The 18,681-nt window shown below is 38.8% G+C and carries 20 protein-coding genes; 4 read left to right on the top strand and 16 right to left on the bottom strand.

The window, feature by feature from the left end; translation table 11 throughout:
- Window positions 1-121: 121 nt before the first annotated feature.
- The 3 genes from fdnG to BHF68_RS07865 are packed head-to-tail and all read left to right on the top strand — an operon-like array spanning window position 122 to window position 4,603.
- Complete coding sequence (gene fdnG, locus BHF68_RS07875) at window positions 122-3,160, top strand: formate dehydrogenase-N subunit alpha (protein WP_084019291.1); 3,039 nt, start codon at window positions 122-124, stop codon at window positions 3,158-3,160.
- Window positions 3,160-3,993 (top strand): 4Fe-4S dicluster domain-containing protein, encoded by an 834-nt coding sequence (locus tag BHF68_RS07870; RefSeq protein ID WP_069643103.1) that lies wholly within the window; start codon window positions 3,160-3,162, stop codon window positions 3,991-3,993. The genes fdnG and BHF68_RS07870 overlap by 1 nt, the downstream gene beginning before the upstream one ends.
- The gene (locus BHF68_RS07865) at window positions 3,965-4,603 is read left to right on the top strand and encodes a formate dehydrogenase subunit gamma (protein ID WP_069643102.1); all 639 of its coding nucleotides are present in this window, start codon (window positions 3,965-3,967) and stop codon (window positions 4,601-4,603) included. Before BHF68_RS07870 ends, BHF68_RS07865 begins: the two co-directional genes overlap by 29 nt.
- 148 nt (window positions 4,604-4,751) lie before the next feature.
- Here BHF68_RS07865 and BHF68_RS07860 read toward each other — a convergent pair whose 3' ends face one another.
- From BHF68_RS07860 to BHF68_RS07795, 15 genes are all read right to left on the bottom strand, one after another.
- Entirely contained in the window at window positions 4,752-5,348 is a 597-nt protein-coding gene (locus tag BHF68_RS07860) for a rhomboid family intramembrane serine protease (protein WP_069643101.1), read from the bottom strand.
- Window positions 5,349-5,351: 3 nt separating this feature from the next.
- Window positions 5,352-5,897: a helix-turn-helix domain-containing protein gene (locus BHF68_RS07855; protein WP_069643100.1), complete on the bottom strand. Its 546-nt coding sequence runs from the start codon at window positions 5,895-5,897 to the stop codon at window positions 5,352-5,354.
- Between the two features lie 113 nt (window positions 5,898-6,010).
- Complete coding sequence (locus BHF68_RS07850; protein ID WP_069643099.1) at window positions 6,011-7,441, bottom strand: DUF3048 domain-containing protein; 1,431 nt, start codon at window positions 7,439-7,441, stop codon at window positions 6,011-6,013.
- Between the two features lie 15 nt (window positions 7,442-7,456).
- Window positions 7,457-8,341, bottom strand: coding sequence for a permease-like cell division protein FtsX (ftsX, locus tag BHF68_RS07845; protein ID WP_069643098.1), 885 nt, complete (start codon window positions 8,339-8,341; stop codon window positions 7,457-7,459).
- A complete protein-coding gene (gene ftsE, locus BHF68_RS07840) occupies window positions 8,322-9,020 on the bottom strand; it encodes a cell division ATP-binding protein FtsE (protein WP_069643097.1) in 699 nt (232 codons plus the stop codon). The genes ftsX and ftsE overlap by 20 nt, the downstream gene beginning before the upstream one ends.
- 211 nt (window positions 9,021-9,231) lie before the next feature.
- Complete coding sequence (locus tag BHF68_RS07835; protein ID WP_069643096.1) at window positions 9,232-9,558, bottom strand: type II toxin-antitoxin system RelE/ParE family toxin; 327 nt, start codon at window positions 9,556-9,558, stop codon at window positions 9,232-9,234.
- Window positions 9,548-9,859, bottom strand: coding sequence for a type II toxin-antitoxin system RelB/DinJ family antitoxin (locus BHF68_RS07830; protein ID WP_069643095.1), 312 nt, complete (start codon window positions 9,857-9,859; stop codon window positions 9,548-9,550). The genes BHF68_RS07835 and BHF68_RS07830 overlap by 11 nt, the downstream gene beginning before the upstream one ends.
- Before the next feature lie 111 nt (window positions 9,860-9,970).
- Window positions 9,971-10,927: a DNA methyltransferase gene (locus BHF68_RS07825; RefSeq protein WP_069643094.1), complete on the bottom strand. Its 957-nt coding sequence runs from the start codon at window positions 10,925-10,927 to the stop codon at window positions 9,971-9,973.
- Between the two features lie 112 nt (window positions 10,928-11,039).
- A complete protein-coding gene (locus BHF68_RS07820) occupies window positions 11,040-12,074 on the bottom strand; it encodes a virulence RhuM family protein (protein WP_069643093.1) in 1,035 nt (344 codons plus the stop codon).
- A 49-nt stretch (window positions 12,075-12,123) separates the two neighbouring features.
- Complete coding sequence (locus tag BHF68_RS07815; RefSeq protein WP_069643092.1) at window positions 12,124-13,224, bottom strand: plasmid pRiA4b ORF-3 family protein; 1,101 nt, start codon at window positions 13,222-13,224, stop codon at window positions 12,124-12,126.
- 55 nt (window positions 13,225-13,279) lie between these two features.
- The gene (locus tag BHF68_RS07810; RefSeq protein ID WP_069643091.1) at window positions 13,280-13,513 is read right to left on the bottom strand and encodes a hypothetical protein; all 234 of its coding nucleotides are present in this window, start codon (window positions 13,511-13,513) and stop codon (window positions 13,280-13,282) included.
- Window positions 13,506-13,721 carry a DNA-binding protein gene (locus tag BHF68_RS07805; protein ID WP_069643090.1) on the bottom strand — a complete coding sequence of 72 codons (216 nt, stop codon included), beginning with the start codon at window positions 13,719-13,721 and terminating at the stop codon, window positions 13,506-13,508. Before BHF68_RS07805 ends, BHF68_RS07810 begins: the two co-directional genes overlap by 8 nt.
- 317 nt (window positions 13,722-14,038) lie before the next feature.
- Window positions 14,039-14,197, bottom strand: a complete 159-nt coding sequence (locus BHF68_RS15370; protein WP_176719900.1) for a hypothetical protein — start codon at window positions 14,195-14,197, stop codon at window positions 14,039-14,041.
- A 64-nt stretch (window positions 14,198-14,261) separates the two neighbouring features.
- The gene (locus BHF68_RS07800) at window positions 14,262-14,645 is read right to left on the bottom strand and encodes a hypothetical protein (RefSeq protein WP_069643089.1); all 384 of its coding nucleotides are present in this window, start codon (window positions 14,643-14,645) and stop codon (window positions 14,262-14,264) included.
- Between the two features lie 329 nt (window positions 14,646-14,974).
- The gene (locus tag BHF68_RS07795) at window positions 14,975-16,039 is read right to left on the bottom strand and encodes an alpha/beta fold hydrolase (protein ID WP_069643088.1); all 1,065 of its coding nucleotides are present in this window, start codon (window positions 16,037-16,039) and stop codon (window positions 14,975-14,977) included.
- 195 nt (window positions 16,040-16,234) lie between these two features.
- Between BHF68_RS07795 and BHF68_RS07790 the strand changes: the two genes are divergently transcribed.
- A complete protein-coding gene (locus BHF68_RS07790; protein ID WP_069643087.1) occupies window positions 16,235-16,813 on the top strand; it encodes a TetR/AcrR family transcriptional regulator in 579 nt (192 codons plus the stop codon).
- A gap of 214 nt (window positions 16,814-17,027) precedes the next feature.
- Here BHF68_RS07790 and rlmD read toward each other — a convergent pair whose 3' ends face one another.
- A complete protein-coding gene (gene rlmD, locus BHF68_RS07785; protein WP_069643086.1) occupies window positions 17,028-18,407 on the bottom strand; it encodes a 23S rRNA (uracil(1939)-C(5))-methyltransferase RlmD in 1,380 nt (459 codons plus the stop codon).
- Between the last annotated feature and the right edge of the window lie 274 nt (window positions 18,408-18,681).

The following is an 18,681-nucleotide window of genomic DNA, read 5'->3' as shown; positions in this document are numbered from 1 at the left end:
TAAAAGTTCTAGCATCAACTGGAAAAATACTAGTTGTTTTTTACCTATATCAGCAGTAAAATGTACTCATAAACTACAAAAAAAATTCATAATTCAATTAGAAAAAGAGGAGAATGAGCAAATGAAGCTATCAAGACGTAATTTACTTAAGCTCGCGGGTGTAGGTTCGACCGCTGCGCTAGTAGGTAACTTAGGCTTTAAAGTGTCAACTGCTGCTGCAGAGAACTTTAAGCTACGTACCACTACAGCGCGCGAGTATCCGTCCGTGTGCTGTTTCTGTTCGGGAGGCTGTGGCGTTATCGCTCAGGTTGTCGATGGCAAACTAGCATTTGTTGATGGGGATCCAGACAATCCGAGTAACAAAGGTACGCTATGCTCCAAGGGTGCAGCAGTTCGTCAATCCCATGATAATGAGCAGCGTGTTACACAATTGTTATATCGTGCACCAGGCTCGGCTAAGTGGGAGATTCGTACATGGGAGTGGGCAATTAACCGCATCGCTAACTTAATCAAAAAAACCCGTGACGAGAGCTTTGAGTTGACTAATGATAAGGGCGATATTGTATCACGCACTGATGCTATCGCTAGTCTAGGTAGCTCGATTATTGGTAACGAAGATTTATATTTAGTTTCTAAGTTAATGCGTTGTTTGGGCGTAACGCATATTGAACATCAGGCTCGTATTTGACATAGCTCTACGGTCGCCGGTCTGGGGGCCTCATTTGGTAGAGGAGCTATGACGAATCACTGGACAGATTTTCGTAATACTGATGTTGCGTTAATATGTGGTAGTAATGCAGCAGAGAATCATCCGTTATCTTTTAAATGGTTGATGGATGCGCGCGAGCAAAGGGATTGCAAAATCATTCACGTTGACCCTCGTTTTACGCGTACATCGGCAGTATCTGATCTATACTGTCCTATTCGCAGTGGTAGTAATATAGCCTTCTACGGTGGAATGATTAATTATATTTTAGAGAATAGCTTAGAACACAGGGATTATGTATTACATTACACTAACGCTGCATTGATTGTCAGCGATGGATATAGTTTTGATGATGCTACTGGTTTGTTTGATAGCTATAATGATTCAGGGCGCTCGTATAACACGTCTAACTGGAGCTACAAGCTTGATGAAGATGGCAAACCGCTTAAGGATATGACGTTAAGTGATTCGCGTTGTGTGTATCAAATATTGAAACAGCATTATGCTAGGTATACATTAGAGAAAGTTGCGGCATCCTGTGGTGCGCCAATCGATAAATTACAACAGGTGTACGATATCTATTGTACAACTGGAGAGAGTGGTAAGGCTGGCTCTATCTTGTACGCAATGGGTCAGACGCAATTTACATCAGGCTCACAGAATATCCGTGCAATGGCTATTATTCAATTATTACTTGGTAATATCGGTATTCCAGGGGCAGGGGTTAATGCATTACGTGGACACTCTAATGTACAAGGATCGACAGATATGGCTTGCTTATTCCATCTGTTGCCAGGCTACCTTCCAGCTCCAACTGAGGCGTTGCCTACGTTAGCTGAGTACAATGCGACTACTCCAGCGGCACCAGCGTGGTGGTCAAACCGTCCAAAATACATTGCAAGTATGCTCAAGGCTTGGTTTGGCGATGCTGCTACAGAGGATAATGATTTTGGTTATGGCTGGATTCCTAAGCGAAGAGCTACAGGGCGCGCTTACCATCACCAAGCATTATTCGAGAATATGAATGCTGAGATTGTCAAAGGTATGATTACATGGGGACAAAACCCTGTCGTAGCAGGACCTAATACGTATGAAATGTTAGATGGTTTAGATAAGCTTGAGTGGTTAGTATGTCTCGATCCATTTGAAACAGAGACGGCAGCATATTGGAAGCGACCAGGTGCTAACCCAGCAAGTATTAACACAGAGGTATTTTTGTTGCCAATGGAAACGTTTTTCGAAAAGGAAGGTACAGTTACACACAGTGGCCGTCTTATCCAATATCGTTGGAAAGCTGTTGACGCGCCAGGTAATGTACGAAGTGAATCATGGGTGTTAGATCGCCTAACAAGGACTTTGAAATCGTTATATGCAGGTAGTAATAAACCAGAGGATGCAGGCTTTTTAGCTATGACTTGGGACTATCCAGATCCTGAGGCAAGTCATGCGAACTTTATTGATGCAGTTATGCGTGAAATTAACGGTCGTGATTTAACTACTGGCAAGTTAATGAATAATTTTATCGGCTTACAGGAAGATGGTTCGACCGACTGCGGCTGCTGGATTTACTCAGGCATGTATACTGAAACCCATGGTAACCGGACTAAGAGCCGCATGGTGGATGATCCAGGAGACTGGGGTGCCTACCTAGGCTGGGGTTTTGCATGGCCAGTTAACCGTCGTATTATCTATAATCGTGCGTCTGTTGATGCTAACGGCAAGCCATGGGCTGGACTGCGAGTGTATGATCCTAAAGAAGGCAAATTGGTAGAACGAAAATACATGGAATGGTCACAAGCTGGCGGATGGTCTGGTTATGATGTAGTTGATGGTGGTGCTCCGTTACGTACTGATAGCGGTGAGCTCAATGGACCATTCATCATGTTTACTGAGTTAGTAGGTCGTTTATTTGCGATTGGTGGATTAGCAGACGGACCATTACCTGAACATTATGAGCCGTGGGAAAGTCCGACGGATAATACATTTAATGGTCGCCAGAATAACCCAGCCCACTTCATTGGCAAAACGGCGCCAGATACCCGTGGCGATTATAGTGAGTACCCAATTATTTGCTCAACATGGCGCGTCTGTGAACATTGGCATACAGGAGCAACCACTCGTAATATGCCATGGTTAGCAGAATTAATGCCAGAGTCATTTATTGAAATAGGCAAAGACTTAGCTGCATCTAAAGGTATTAAAAACGGTGAAACTGTAGAAATCTTATCTAAACGAGGTGCTATTAAAGCAGTAGCAATGGTAACAGCTCGTTCTAATAAGTTTAATATTAATGGCAAGGAAGTTCACCAAGTTGGGATGACCTGGCACTTTGGATACAAAGGCTTAGTACAAGGTGAAATGGTGAATAATTTAACTGCTCAGGTGGGCGACTCTAATACTCAAATACCAGAGTACAAAGCGTTCCTGGTTGACGTTAGGAAGGTGAATGCGTAATGGTAAGAATGGCGAGGCTAATCGATGTGACACGCTGTACGGCGTGTCGTGGTTGTCAAGTAACTTGTAAAGACTGGAATCAGCTACCAGGCGAAATTGGTGAATTCACTGGTTCCTATCAATCTCATATGGATAATTCACCTCTACGTTGGACGATGATAAAGTTTTTTGAGGAAGAAAAAAGCAACGGAGATGTGCAGTGGGTTTTTCGTAAACATAGCTGTAATCACTGTGGCGATCCAGGCTGTCTTAAGGCCTGTCCTAATAATGCGTTAGCTAAATCGGAGCTAGGTGCGGTATATCGTATCGAGGAAAACTGTATCGGCTGTGGGTATTGTGTTCCATTCTGCCCGTTCGATATTCCGAAAATTGATGAAGTAAATGAGAAAATGAAGAAGTGCACCTTCTGTATTGACAGAATAGCAAATGATTTGCGCCCTGCCTGTGAAAAGACATGTATGCCTGGAGCAATTATGTATGGTTCGTGGGATGAGATGTCGGCTTTAGCAGATAAGCGATTAGAAGCTGCGCAGAAACGCTTCCCTAATGCGCAGATTTACGGTAAAAACGAACTAGGAGGCTTAGGTAACATATACGTATTACCTGATGGGCCACAGAACTATGAATTACCAGTTAACCCAACATTAGCTCCGACACTCGGTATGTGGAAAGATATTGTTCAACCGTTTGGTAATTTAGCAATTGCTGCAACTCTCATAGGAACAGGATTAGCATTCTTATTCACACGCCGCAAGGCTTTCGTGAATGTAGAGAGTTCTAAGCTGGCGGAAGGAGGATATCACGATGAGCAAAAAAATGATAGAGCGCTTTAGTCCAGCGGTACGCGTAGCGCACTGGATGTACGCAATCAGCTTTATAACCTTAGCAATCACAGGTTACATGCTTTTTGGTACAAAACTTGACTGGATGGCACCGATGTTTGGCGGTATCGAGGGCGCGATGGTAGTACACAGGGTAGCAGGTGTGTTTTTAATCGCAGCTATCGTATTACCTTTGCTAATGAGACCTAAAGACGTATTTGCTTGGTTAGGTGAGTCAATAAAAATCACCAGCGCAGACATCGGATTTCTGAAAACATTCCCGCACAAATTATTAGGTATTAAAAAAGAAATACCACCACAAGGTTTTTACAACGGCGGGGAAAAAATCAACTCATTAATCCAAGTAGTAAGTGGACTTGTATTGATTACAACTGGTTTAATCATGTGGTTAAGCGGTCCTGGAACAATCGCACCATTACTCCACGCGACATTCTTTGTAATCGCTACATGTGGAGCGATTGGACATATTTACTTGGCATTACTTAACCCAGTATCTAATGAATCAATTAATGCAATGCTACATGGTAAAGTTTCTGAGAAATATATGATAGAGAACCACGGCCAGTGGTACAATGATGTTTATAAAGCAGAGAAGAACTAACAATTAGTATTTTGTGAAAAAACAAAAATAGTAATCATTACAAATAGCAAAAAGATCACGTTTTTTAACGTGATCTTTTTGCTATATTCAATCCAGTGAATACTTGTTTCCTTACCCTTTTTAGTTTCATAAAACATAGACGAAAGTATTAATATTGGTACCTTTTTAACCAATACCCACACACCAGCCCAGCTATTATCCCTGCAACATGAGCAGCGGCTCCTATTGAGATATCTGGATTCATAATGAATATAATTGCATTACCAACAAATAATGCTAGAGTCCAATATTTTGCTGCGTATCCCCCAAACTTTATGTTTGGTAAAAGCACTGCAACCGCAGCAACTACCCCCCAAACTGCTGCAGAAGCCCCAACCACTGACCCGCCAGTCCAGTCGATTATAGGAGCAAAGAACGGAAACGTTAGACTACCTAATATTCCACATACCATATATGTAGACAAAAGAGCGACTGATCCAATATTCTTCTCTAGCTCCCTCCCAAAAACAAAAAGTAAACCCATGTTAAGCAGCAGGTGAATATGGAGTTGCTGCGAAAAAAATACTGTTACCAAAGTCCAAGGCTTCTGTTGTATCATCTTTAGTTCAGTATCAAGTAATAACTGATTTGCTAGATTGGGAATTGTATTTAGGGCAATATAAATTGCTATGTTAATTGCGATGATTGCAATAGTTATTGGGGCGTCTTGCAAAACCGTTTTATACTTAGCTAAGTTTTTTCCCATGTTCTATCCTTTCTCATTGTACTTTTTTGAGGGAATCACGATATTCGCAATGGTTCTAAGCCTCCGATTCTCCCCTGGCTCTTTTTTCATTGCTGCAAACAGTTTTTCTCCTATGCCCATCATTAATTCCATAAATTCCTCATCACTGAGGTACACAGTGCACTGTCTGAAACTTACTCCGTCCTTTTCAAAATCGATATTCTCTTCCTGCAGATATTCCTCATATTCTCCAAGCAAGCCCATTAGAAAACTGAAAAAATAGTTGAAGTGGTCCTCCCTGGAGGCTTCATCAAGTTCCTTTGCCATTGAACTTTCCAATGTTGCAGACTTAGAAAAGACTTTCTCTACAGTACCTCGAATCTTGTTTTCGCTGACCACGGTAAGAATCTCTTCCTTTAAGAGGGCGTTGATGTGGCGATAGAGGCTTGCCTGGGGAATGTCCTCTAGCTTCTCTGCAATCTCACCGGCCGTCATCTTTTTACCATCCAATAAGGTCTGCATAATTCTCATCCGGATTGGATGGATCAATGCTTTGATTTTTGATTTCATTGCTTCACTTCCCTGATTATTAGTCATTTTAAAGCAAAAGCATTATTATCATTATTAGTAATGATAATAATGCTTTTGCTATTTGTCAATACTTTTTCCACTTTTCACTATTGTTAATTTGGTCTGACAATTTGGACCCATGTTTGGCCGTAAATACGCTCTATTTCGGTACCGTCTTCGTAGAAGAAGCGAGTCAAAGACTCTTTGTCATCCTTACGCCATGTTCCCTTGAAATGCTGTCCCAGCGCATAATAGTCAATCGTACCTGAACCAACTATATCTGGGGTAGGCCGCCCTACTAAGTCTGTTTTGTGTGGCACATACTGAATAATGATATTTCGAGCCATGATTCTCTTGCCCTCGGCATCATTGTGCCCCTGGTCGTTAACAAAACGACGGTATGCACGCTGTCTTGTGTCATACTCATATTTAATGCGCAAATTATTACTATATTGTAAAGATACCGTGTTAACATCAGTTCCTTGTCTACTTAGGTATGCTGGCCGAATTACTACATCACTCGATTGTTCAACCGCTCCAAAGGTAGACAAGTCTACATAGAAATTATGTGGTGCCCTGCGTGATGAGTCACGGAAAAAGCTTGAACTACGTGAATAAAGGGCATTCGTTCCATCCACATTCCAAGCATCGATTAACCTAAGCACGTCAGTACCGGCGCTGGTATAGATATAGTGTGTATTGTTTTCCATAGCCAGCATAATACTATGCTCCCTGGCACTACGGACAGGGCCTACTTTCTTGGGTAGTGTGGAAAATAGTGTAAGGTAGCGCGTTATTCTTCCTTCCACTTCATATTCATAAACCACTGAGGCCTGGGACAGACCATGCTGCGGCCGAGCTGGGCTTGCATTATCAATTACGACACCGTAGATTGGCTCACGTTCTGCCTGGGGTGTTATTCCCTCCAAATCAAAAGTCAACTGGTCACGTGCACGTTTCAATAGTTCGTCCTGTTCTTTGCGCTGTGCCGTCAGATTCTGCGCTTGTGCCTGCATTTCAAAGCGCATATTTTCGATTCCTTGGTGTTGCTCGGCATATATAGCTCTTTGCTCTGATAGATTTTCGTATTCCTCGCTGTAAGCAGCAACTATTTCTGCGTCCTTGTTCAGTATGCGTTTGATATAGGCTGTGCGTATAATCAGATCTCCAATATTATCAGCAGACAGCAGCATCTCCAGATACGACAGACCGCCTGTCATATATGCACTACGTAGCCTATCGCCATATACTAGGCTTTTTTCGCCAATACGTTCCTCTGCTCCAGCCAAATTGATTTCTGACTGGATAAGTTGCTGTTCTGATTTAGCTAGTTCGTCCTCTATCTCTAACAAACGAGCTTCCCTAGCTTTAATATCTTCATTCATTGCTTTAATAATTTGCTCGATTTCTGTAATCTGTGTTCGGGTGTTGTCTATTCTCTCTTGGACTTGTTCATTTCCGAAAGAAACGCTGTAAAGACCTGCTATAGCTGAAATCAATACTATAAGAACGATCGTAATGGTTTTTATCTCGCGAATTTTCATATCCTTGTCCCCCTATTACACACGCAGGAACTTACGGACAGATATTAAACTGCCAAGCCCGCCCATTAGTGTCCCCAGTAGCAACAGTCCGACAAATATAGGCAACAGCCTTTCTATATCCGTCACTGGTTGGATAAATACAATCATTGCATCCTGTTGTAGGGAAGCAGTAAAGCGAGAATATGCCGCACCAAGTACAGCTATTGCAACCAGCGTTCCAGTCCATCCCATAACCATTCCTTCCAGCAAAAACGGGAAACGGATAAAGCCGTTACTGGCACCTAAATATTTCATAATCCCTACTTCATCCTGACGTGCCATAACGGATAAGCGGATTGTGGTTACAATTAGAAAGATAGCTGCCAAAGCCAGCATGCTACTTATACCTATCAGCAAATTTTTCAACCAATTGGTTGCCTGAAGCAACTGCCCAACCAATTCTTCTCCGTAATCAACCATTTCCACTCCAGGAAACAGGCGAGCATCCGCGGCAAGTGTAGCTACTTCATCGGCACTTATGACCTTGACACGAAACATGTCTGGCAGAGGATTATTTTCACCATCCATTCCAGCCAGTAAAACACGGTCACCCATTTTATGGCCGAATTCTTCCAGTCCTTCCGCTTTAGAAACAAAAACAAAGCTATGTACTAAATGGTGATTACTCAATAATGCTTCAATTGAACTGGGACTAGTACCATCTTCTAGGAAAACTGCAACCTCCACATTGGTTTCTATATCGCGCAGTACTTGATCGGCGTTTACAGCGAGGAGCAAAAAGCCACCCAGGATTACCAAGGAAATAGCGATAATACCAGCGGTAACAGTGGCTAACCAGATATTTCTACGCAGGGAAATAAAGCTTTGACGCAAGCAATATTTAAATGCATTTATGTTCATAACTATAGCTCCCCTGCCTTTCGTCGCGAATTATAAGACCGTTTTCTAAAGCAACAACCCTTTTTTTCATATGTTCAACCATATCTAAGGCATGGGTAGCTATTATTACTGTGGTGCCTCTACGATTAATAGCTTCAAAAAGCTCCATGATCTGCCAAGCATTATCTCGGTCTAAGTTACCTGTAGGCTCGTCGGCGAGAATTATCAAGGGATCTTTTACAATAGCCCTAGCTATACCAACCCTTTGTTGCTCTCCACCAGATAGCTCAGTTGGGAATGCTTTCTCTTTCCCTGCCAAACCTACCTCTGCAAGTACGGCAGGCACTTTACTCCGAATTTCCTCGGGAGAGCGGCCTATAACTTCTAAGGCAAATGCCACATTTTCATATACGGTTTTCTGCTTGAGCAGTCGGTAATCCTGAAACACCATGCCAATCTTTCTTCTGTGGCTGAGAAGTTCACTTTCCTTTAATATCGACAAATCTCGGCCTTCAATTTTGATTTCTCCTGAAGTGAGAGCTTGTTCGCGGAATATCAGCTTTATAAGTGTGCTTTTTCCTGCGCCGCTTGGACCAACAAAAAAAACAAATTCGCCGCGGTCCACTTGCAAAGATATATTTGATACGGCAGGTTGTGTGCGGTTTGAATAAAGTTTCGATGCTTGCTTAAAATCAATCAATGTCAGCTCTCCCTGGTTTTTAATATAGATTTACTACAGCGATTTTTGTTTGCTTATCTAATTCGACTTGCTTTGACTTGCTTATATATAATTCGACTTTTTTCGAGATTATCCTTCATATACTGCTCGGTTGTATTGCTGGAATAGCAAATTTAAATGAGCATGAAAAAAGCACCTACTTAAAGGTGCCATCATGGGTTTAGTATTTAATCTATATTTTTGTATTTGACAATTGCAAGTCTATATTCCGTCCAGCATACATTATTCTTATTATTGCGACCGTCTTTTCTTCTTCAATGACTATATAAAACACAAGATATTTATCAACTGGAATAACTCTTAAACCCTTACTATGGTACGGTTCATCTTGATAGAGTTTATACCGAAAGGGCAATGAATCTAGATCCTTAATTGCTTTCATAATTCTATTGGTTTGATTTTTCGCAGTTTCTGGCACTAGTAAATCCATTGCAATGTAACTATAGACATTAACAAGATCCTGCTCTGATTCTTCAGTATAAACAACTTTAAAACTCATGCCCATATTCCTTAGTGATTCGCTCAGCCACCTTCTCTGCAGATACAACCCTACCTGACCTTAAATCACTAAAACCTTTTTCAATTTCATAGTGAAACTCTTCAGTTGTTAAATCCTCAAATGCAAGGGTTTTATTATGAGTAATTTTAACATCAAATGGTAGTCCATTTTGTATAACAACCTGTCTTAAAAAAATATTAACAGCACTTGACATTGGTATGCCCAATTTATTTAACACCATTTCTGCTTGTTCTTTTATTTCTGGCTCAACACGAGCAAAAATACTTGTAGTTTTAGCCATACACATCGCCTCCTTACTTATAATTATATTTTACCACTTTGTATTGCGATATGCAATACATTGAGCTTGTAGTACAAAGTTATCAACTATTCTAAACTGTGTATTTGTCAATTAAATGTTGGTCAAATGTTTTGTAACTTTAGTTGGTTTCTTGGCTAAGTATACGTACCGTTTGAATTTTGCTTTTGTCACACAGATAGCACTTTCTATTACAAAATTAGCTGCAATTAACATTTCACTCATGTCTTCAAAAGCAATTAGGATTAGTTCATCAGCAATTAAGTGGCATTTGCGAATTAGCATATATTGTTCTTTGCTATCGACGGAACTGTACACGCCATACGGTATATCCAAAATTGCCGTATCGTACTGCTTATCTATATCAAGCATGTCTTGTTGCTGTACTTTTAAATCATACCCATAAAATTGCAGGTTCTTGTTTGCCTTGCGCGCTACTTCTTTATTTATTTCGTAGCCATCGATTAAGACACCCATTTTCGCTGCTTCTAACAACGTAGTTCCTACACCACAGCAAGGATCAACAAGCCTTTTATGCTTATCGTTCTCACTAGCTATATTGATAATTACTTTAGCAAAGCGCGCACTTAAAGACATAGAATAGCTGTGTGGCTTATTTATATGCTTCTGCCAGCTTTGATTATGTGTCCATGTCTCTCCGAAATACCAAACGTCTTTAATCTTCGTTATCCCTAGGATTAATTCAGGCTTTTTGATATTTGCGCTACCTTTTATATGCATGCAAACTTCACGGATCTTCTTAAATGAATTTTGATATTCTACATCATTTTCAGCGTGCTTTAAGTAAAGCATCTTGAAGTTATAATAAATGTACCCTCTGTTACTAATACTTCTAAGCAATTCATCAAATCTTTGCTGGCTGTCCAAAATTTTTAATTTATATTTTATAAATACACTTTTCCCATCCTCCAAATCAACATCTGAAAATACATATTTATTATATGTTTTCTGCTTGAATAATCTATAAATTTCTAACTCACATAATTCTTTTTCATAGATTGGATAATTCAAAATGTATAAATAGCTCATGCTCCATCCACCCTTGCCTTAACAAACATTAGTTGTATTTCGAGGAAATACACCTAAAACTGTGATAGTGTCAACAAATTCAAGTCGGAATTATAAACACAGGTTCTTTCAATTATTTCTTTTTTGTCTGCTCTTCAAACTTAAGCAAGAACTTATCGTAATCAGACATAAACAATCTATCTTGCACAATACGATACTTTTCAAATTGAGTTTCCGCATGAAGCTTGGCTTGTTCTGCACTAACCTTCCCTATATCTGTCAATATCTCATTACCATTAAACTCCATAAAACCATCCAGTCGTTTAGCCCAATCCTCCATACTCATTGGAATCTGACGTTCAGCCTGTAGCTCTGCGTAATCAAGATAGAGCGATACAATTCTCTCCATGTAGGTCATTTCTTTATCGTTTAAATAGTTTTTAGCAATCGATACATCCGCTTTTACGATTTTTCCATCTGGAGCTGATTCCCAAGTAGTCAAGCCCATGTTTTCTTTTTCTGCATCCGCACGTTCAACAATTAGCTCTGCTGCAGTATGTCTGTGCACAGCCCAATGCATCTTATTTTGAACTGTCTGAAAAAAACGCCTGGTTGTGTTTGCATCCTTATCATAATCAAAGGCGGTGGCATACAAGTCTGTTATTTTTTGATAGAATTTACGCTCAGAAAGGCGTATTTCACGAATATTTTGCAATTGTCGCTCAAAATATTCATCGGTGAACATATGTCCTTTTTTCAGACGTTCCTTATCCATTGTCCAGCCTTGAATGGTATAATCCTTGACAATTTGACCCGACCATTTTCGAAAACGAACTGCACAATCATTGTTCACTTTAAATCCAACGGCAATAATTGCTTGCAAATTGTAGTGTTTTGTCTTGTACTGCTTCCCATCATCGGCAGTTATTAAGTATTTCTTAATAACTGAATCCTCCACCAACTCACCATCATCAAATATCTTTTTTAGATGTTGGTTGATTGCAGATATCGAAACACCATATAATACAGCCATTATTTTCTGTGTCAGCCATATATTTTCATCTTCATATCGTATTTCAAAGTTGTCCTGGTTTTCTCCCGTTGAAGCAACAAAAGTCAGATACTCAGCGGCAGAACTACGGATTGTAATCTCATTTTTCTTTACCATATTCTCTAGCCTCCTATAACTCACTTGCTTATGGTTGGGAAGTGAGCAACTATACCATAATGACTCTAGGACGGCTTTTCCAATCAACGAGCTCTATTGTCCAATATTTTGCCCATTCCTTCATTTCGCCATATTCTGGGTGATTCGGATTCAGCATAATTTCTCGGAAGCTCACAAATCCTCCCACACCGCCCACATCCTCAGGGGGTGTTTGACCACTTGCTTCTAGCAAATAGGGCGATTCCTTGTCATGCTCCTCGATCACACGAACAAACTTGATTTCATGTTCCCAGTTATCCCCCATATCATAAGTATAGATCATATGCTTGCACTCTGGAAAAAACTCCGATAAGGTATGCCCTTTCATTAAAGTAGCGTTCTCATCGTACTCCAGATCCTCCTCAAATGGAACCAGTCTGGAAACCGTTACACCATTGTTGTCATCAGAGATAGTAAAGTCATATAAGTGACAGTTCTCCCAGTCAAAGACCGACTGCAACACCTTGTGTAAGCGTGTAAATTCTATATCAGCAGGTACAATAATTCTCCGCTCCGCTTTGTATACTTCCAAATCAAGTGTAATCATCAATTCAAAGGCACGATATTTATAGGCTTGCTTTCCTGTAAGTTCAGAAAGTGCATTAATCATTGATTTGTAAGGGTAGAACCCCTCGTAATTATTGCCAGAATAATTGACAATGCGGTAATTTGCAGAAAGTCCAACTGTATCACTAAACATTTTTGCAATGCCATTATATTCATTCCCAACATGAAAAGCACATTCCTGTCCCGCTTTTGTTATCCACGCCGCTGTCTGTCTGTTACGATTTTGCGCGAACTCCACCTCGCCCGCCAATTGCATATATTCCTGTACTAGATCTGGGTTTAAATTCATGGACAGAAGTGTATTTGAAATGGCCGTTCTCATCATTTCTGCTACATTTTTTAAATCCTTTCGCTTTACTTGGTAAATTGCAACGGTAAAGCGCGTTGCATTGTTAACCAGCACAAGCATATCCTCTACTCTACGATTATCCCAAACCTTTGTCCAATTTGCTGTCCAAGAAAAAAGCGGATTTCCATCTTCATGTACCGCTGGAGGATTTATGCCCATGGCCTCCGATAGTTTTTTAGTAAGTGCAATTTGCATGTTTTCTTCTCCTTATAAAATAGTTCTTTTCCTAACATCGCATAAAGCACTATTATTAATGTGGTTCAATATCGCCGATAACATCTTTTAATGGTTTTCCTTCGAGTAGGAAATCATTGATAAGGTCATCAAAAGTTTTATAATCAAAAGGTTCTTTATCAAACTCGCCTGTTGAAAACACTCCGTCTAAAGGGCAAATAAAATAATCCTTGCCCTTATAACTAAAAGTGAAGTCATCTATAACTAAATATCTTTCTAATTCTTCAAGAGTCATTATGTATCTATTCATATGGTCTATACTTCTTTCTTAATTTTTCAAGTTCTGGAGCTAGAGCTTCCACGTCAGGCTTCCAAAACACCTTGTCTTTTGAAAACTCTCGCAAAGGTAGAAGTTTGCCTTGATCAACTAATTGATTGACACGACTACGAGTAACATTTAATATCTCTGCCGCTTCGGTAGAATTACATAGATTTTCCGCTATTTGCTTCTTGTCCATTTGTTCCAACTCCTTTCATCACATTATACAATATTTCTTGTTATACGTTAATAGTTTCTAGGCGCTTTTTCTATCTTATTGGCATACTCAATAGCTATAATTAAAACAGCACCTTAATTAAAATCTAGGTGCTGTTTTAATTATTGTATTTATTTCTAGTATTCGACTACTGTGTACTTAAAACCGTTTCGCTCAACATCTTCAATTAATCCTTTAATTTCTTCTGACGAATACTTTTTAAACTCTTTTCTATAACATACTACGCACTCTTTATCATCTGAAATAACATGATTATTTTTCTGACAGTAGTTCAAAAGCTATTCAAATCTACCATTTAAATCAAAGCCTATTCTACTAGTATCTTTTGAGATCCAATTTTCATTCTGAGTCCAGATAGGATTAGGTTGATACATAAGCTGAAATGATCTGTCAAATCCTCTAACCTCTTTTAAGATAACCGTAATACAAATACCCATGTTTCTCCCCCATTTCAATATTCGTTAAGACTCAAAAGATATCATAACTATACATATGCGTTATTTAATTTACCCGTTTTAATCTTTGTATTTCTACAATATTTCCTTCCTCATCATACTCTACTTGCAAGTCAATATTTTCATTAATAAATGAACCTTTGCTACTACTAATTAACTGATCTAAGTGCTGCTTCATTTCTGAAGTCTCACTTTTCACTTTATTATAATGGTATAGAAGTTGTTTTTCGAGCTCCTCTCGTCTTTTAAGAATTGTATTGTTCCATCTTAGTTTAGCATCTAATCCCATTTGTTTCTGCTTGGTAATATTGTATAAATTATTATGTAATTCAGCCAACTGTTTAAAATAATTTTCTATATCAGCTAATCTTCTTAAATTGATATCTGGATGTTCCTCTAGGTTTGTTCTAATATTTAGACATATTGACATAACCTCTAAATTTCACGCATCTTTACTTTTATAAATATCACGTTAGTATTCTTTACAATTGTAAACTTAACTTCATTAGATATCTACTCAAATACTAGAGAAAAAGTAATTTTTAGATTTCAACATATCGTTCAAAAGCAAAGGCAATCCGCTTGCAGATGTATATGCACCTTGCGACGGAATCGTTGTCAAAGCTATAGATATGTTTCCAAAAAAAGAAAAAAAGAGATGCCAACGCTTAACGGCCAGCATCTAAATATTTCTATATTGCTTAAAACTTTGTTAAATCCGATATTCCAACGATCCCTTGGCATTTTGTTTTACACAGTTTATTTTACAGTCTCTAAATGCCTGATAATATCTTTCATTATCTCATCCATGTCGGTAAATGGAAAAATATGGCCCATATCATCGATCCACAAGCCCTTTGCATTTGGTATTATTTCTACGAGCTTCTTTCCATGTTCAATTGGCATAAATTGGTCTTCAGTTCCATGGATTACAAGAGTAGGAATATCTACCGTTTCTAGTTTTTCATATCGTGATGGGGTAACGTCCACAGCTTTTCTATGTTGTAATACTCCCTTAAAGTTAAAACCCTTTCGCTTTCGAAGATCATATAAAGCCACCTCAGCAATTTCTTTGATGTCAACGTCATATCCTAACCCACTAATTGTTTGCGCAATCCGTCCCTTAATCAAATTTTTCTCACCGCCTGCTATACGATACTTTAAAAATGGAATTCCCTTTACCATAGAACTAATAAAGTAACGTGAGGTTAGTCCTGGTAATTCAGGATCTATATGATGACCCGTTGTCAACATCAGCGTAAGAGTGGTAACCCTATCAGGATGATTGATAGCAATTTCTTGGGATATCATTCCTCCCATAGACAGACCAACAATATGTGCTTCATTTATTTCAAGCGAATCTAGTACCGCAACAGCATCTCCTGCCATATCTACTAACGAATATGGATTTTTATTATCCCAATCAGCAACCCAATCAGACATCCCTGTTCCTCTTTGGTCGTAACGAATTACTTGATAGCCGGAGTCAACAAATTCCCGCACAAATTTTGGAGGCCAATCTAAAGCACTGCCTCCCATTCCAATGTTAAGCAAAACAGTCCCTTTCGACTGACCTTCAGGAGAAATACACTCATACCAAATATCCAAACCATCTGATGTAACAACACCTGTTTTACCCACAAATAGTTCGGGTAACTCATTATTTAGTACCTCATCAATAATAGCGTCCGTTTCTGGCGGGAGTTTTGGACCTGCTATTAAAATCCAAATTGTTAATCCTGCTAAAATCGTTAAAAAAATAGTACCAACTATAATCATAGCTCTCCTTCTCCTTTTTAATGTATTTGCTTTTTTATGATGCATGGGTTTACAACTCCTGCGCTAGCTTATTTCGTTGTTCTATATCACCTTTAACTTCGGCTTTTTTCAAAAAATTATATGAACTATTCATCACTAGAAGTTCATAATATATCCGACATATATATTTGTCAATATAAATATGAACTAATTTATTGATTCAGTTCAAATTTTTGATATAATAAATTTGAGGTGAAATATATGAATGGTTTTGAATTGCGAAGGCAAGAAAAAATGAAAGATATTTTATCTGCAGCGTTTACACTTTTTGCAAAAGATGGATTTGCTGCTGTGAAAATTACTGATATAGCTGAAAAAGCTAATGTTTCAAAGGTTAGTATATATAATTATTTTGGTAGCAAGGAAGAGCTTGCTAGACAAGTTATGTTTGATTATATGGACAAAAAAGCATTAGAATTTAAAACCTTTATGACTAGTGATCTGTCATATAAGGAGAAACTAAATATGATTCATATAGAAAACATGAAATCCTTGGGAGAACTTATAACTGGAGAAACAGATGGTCTTATGAGCAATGAATTAATCTCCTCACCTCAGATGCAGCAATTTTTAAAAGCATATGGTGATACAAAAATTAAACCCCTATTTGTTGAATTTATAGAACAGGGCAAACTTGAAGGTGAGATTGACAGTGAGTTGTCAACGGAGTCAATACTTATGTATGTTCAGGCCATTAGCGGAATTCTATCAACTCCCCTTACGATTAATCAGAGAATTGATATAGGTAAGCTAATGTATAATGGTTTGAAGGGAAAGTAATAACTGTTAAAGTATCAGGATGTAAACCTTAGATATACCACAATTCTCACTAGCTCTAGTATTGCACTCTTGTCATAATTTTCTTTCACAGCTTTTGATAATTTGCCACTAACAATAAAAATAAGGGTTTCCTGATATGAGCCGCTCTAGCAAAACAGCCATGAGAAAAACTCAATATCTTGAAACCCTTTATTTATAAGCTCTTTCTTCCTTTCTATTTATCTACCCTTGACATCAAGACTACGCACTCCACATGTGTGGTATGTGGGAACATATCAACTGGTTGCACCTCTTTAAGCTCATACCCGCCATCTGCTAAAATCCGTAAATCTCTTGCTAATGTGCTAGGATTACAGGAAACATAGACGACTCGCTTTGGTCTCATATCTATAATTGTATCTAGTAAAGCTTGGTCGCAGCCCTTTCTAGGTGGGTCAACCACTATGACTTCTGGACGAATGGATAGCTTAGGAATCCAATCTTCCGCCTTAGCTACGGCAAATTCCACATTGGTTATGCCGTTGATTTCTGCATTATATTTAGCGTCTTCAATTGCTTCTGGGACAATTTCAACACCGTAGACTTTCTTTGCTTTTTGTGCAAGAAACAAAGTGATAGTCCCTATACCACAATAGGCGTCAATAACTGTTTCTTTCCCCGTAAGCGCCGCGTATTCTAATGCTTTTGTATATAAAACTTCCGTCTGAACTGGATTGACCTGATAGAAAGATCTTGCCGAGATGCCAAAACGAATATCTCCAATGTAGTCAAATATTTTATCAGATCCATATAGTACCTTCGTTTGCTCACCAAAGATTACGTTCGTTTTCTTCGTATTAATACTTAAGCATATGCTTTTTATGTTTGCTGACAAAGTAGCAATTTCATTTATAATCTTATCTTGATGCGGCATTGATTTCCCATTAACGACTATGACAACCATTACTTCATTGGTCGTAAAAGCAGTTCGAACAACAATATGTCTTAACAAGCCTTTGTGTAGCTTCTCATTATATGCCGAAACACCATATTTCTCAGCGATTTTTCTCACGGCAAGTACAAGCTCGTCGTTTTGTGAATGCTGGATTGCACAGCTATCAAAGGGTATAATTTCATGGCTTTTAGCAGCATAAAATCCACTGATTAGACCAGCCTCAGAATCAGTAGAGCCTATAGGAACCTGAGCTTTGTTCCGATAGCTCCATGGATTTTCCATTCCGATTGTCGGATGAACTTGAATGTCCTTAAATTTCCCGATTCTCTCTAGATTATCTATAACAAGTTGCTGCTTGAACAAGAGTTGAGCTTGATAGTCCATATGCTGTAATTGACACCCTCCGCACCGCTTTGCAATTCCGCATAGTGGGTCAACTCTTAATGAGGCTGTTTTATTATCAGAGATCTCTAGTAACTTTCCAACCGCATAATTTTTTTGAACTTTTATAATCTTTGCTTGTATGTATTCTCCTGGTAATGCTTCAGGAACAAAAACTGTAAAATCCTCGTATCTTCCAATCCCTTGACCATCGTGTCCAAGTGTATGTATATGTAATTCAATTGTTTGATTTTTTTGCACAGGAATTTGTCTGTTCATCTTAACAACGACCCCTTTTATAAACATCCACTAAACAGTGACTATTTTCTAGCCTTAGTATACATGATATTATATATAAGATACAATTCTATCCCAGTTCATCTAATATAAAAAAAGAAACCAACTACAGGTTTCTTTAGTATTTTTTATTCTTTTCAACAGCATAGTATATCAATTATTACTTACTATTGCACCCGCAGCCACCTTTGTGGCATTGACAATTCTTGCAGTTACATTTTGACGCTACCTTTTTAACCATATGCAAGCCTCCACC

Origin of the sequence: Desulfuribacillus alkaliarsenatis (genome assembly GCF_001730225.1) — a bacterium.
GTDB classification, from domain to species: Bacteria; Bacillota; Bacilli; order Desulfuribacillales; family Desulfuribacillaceae; genus Desulfuribacillus; species Desulfuribacillus alkaliarsenatis.
This window is presented reverse-complemented; position numbering and strand designations above follow the sequence as displayed.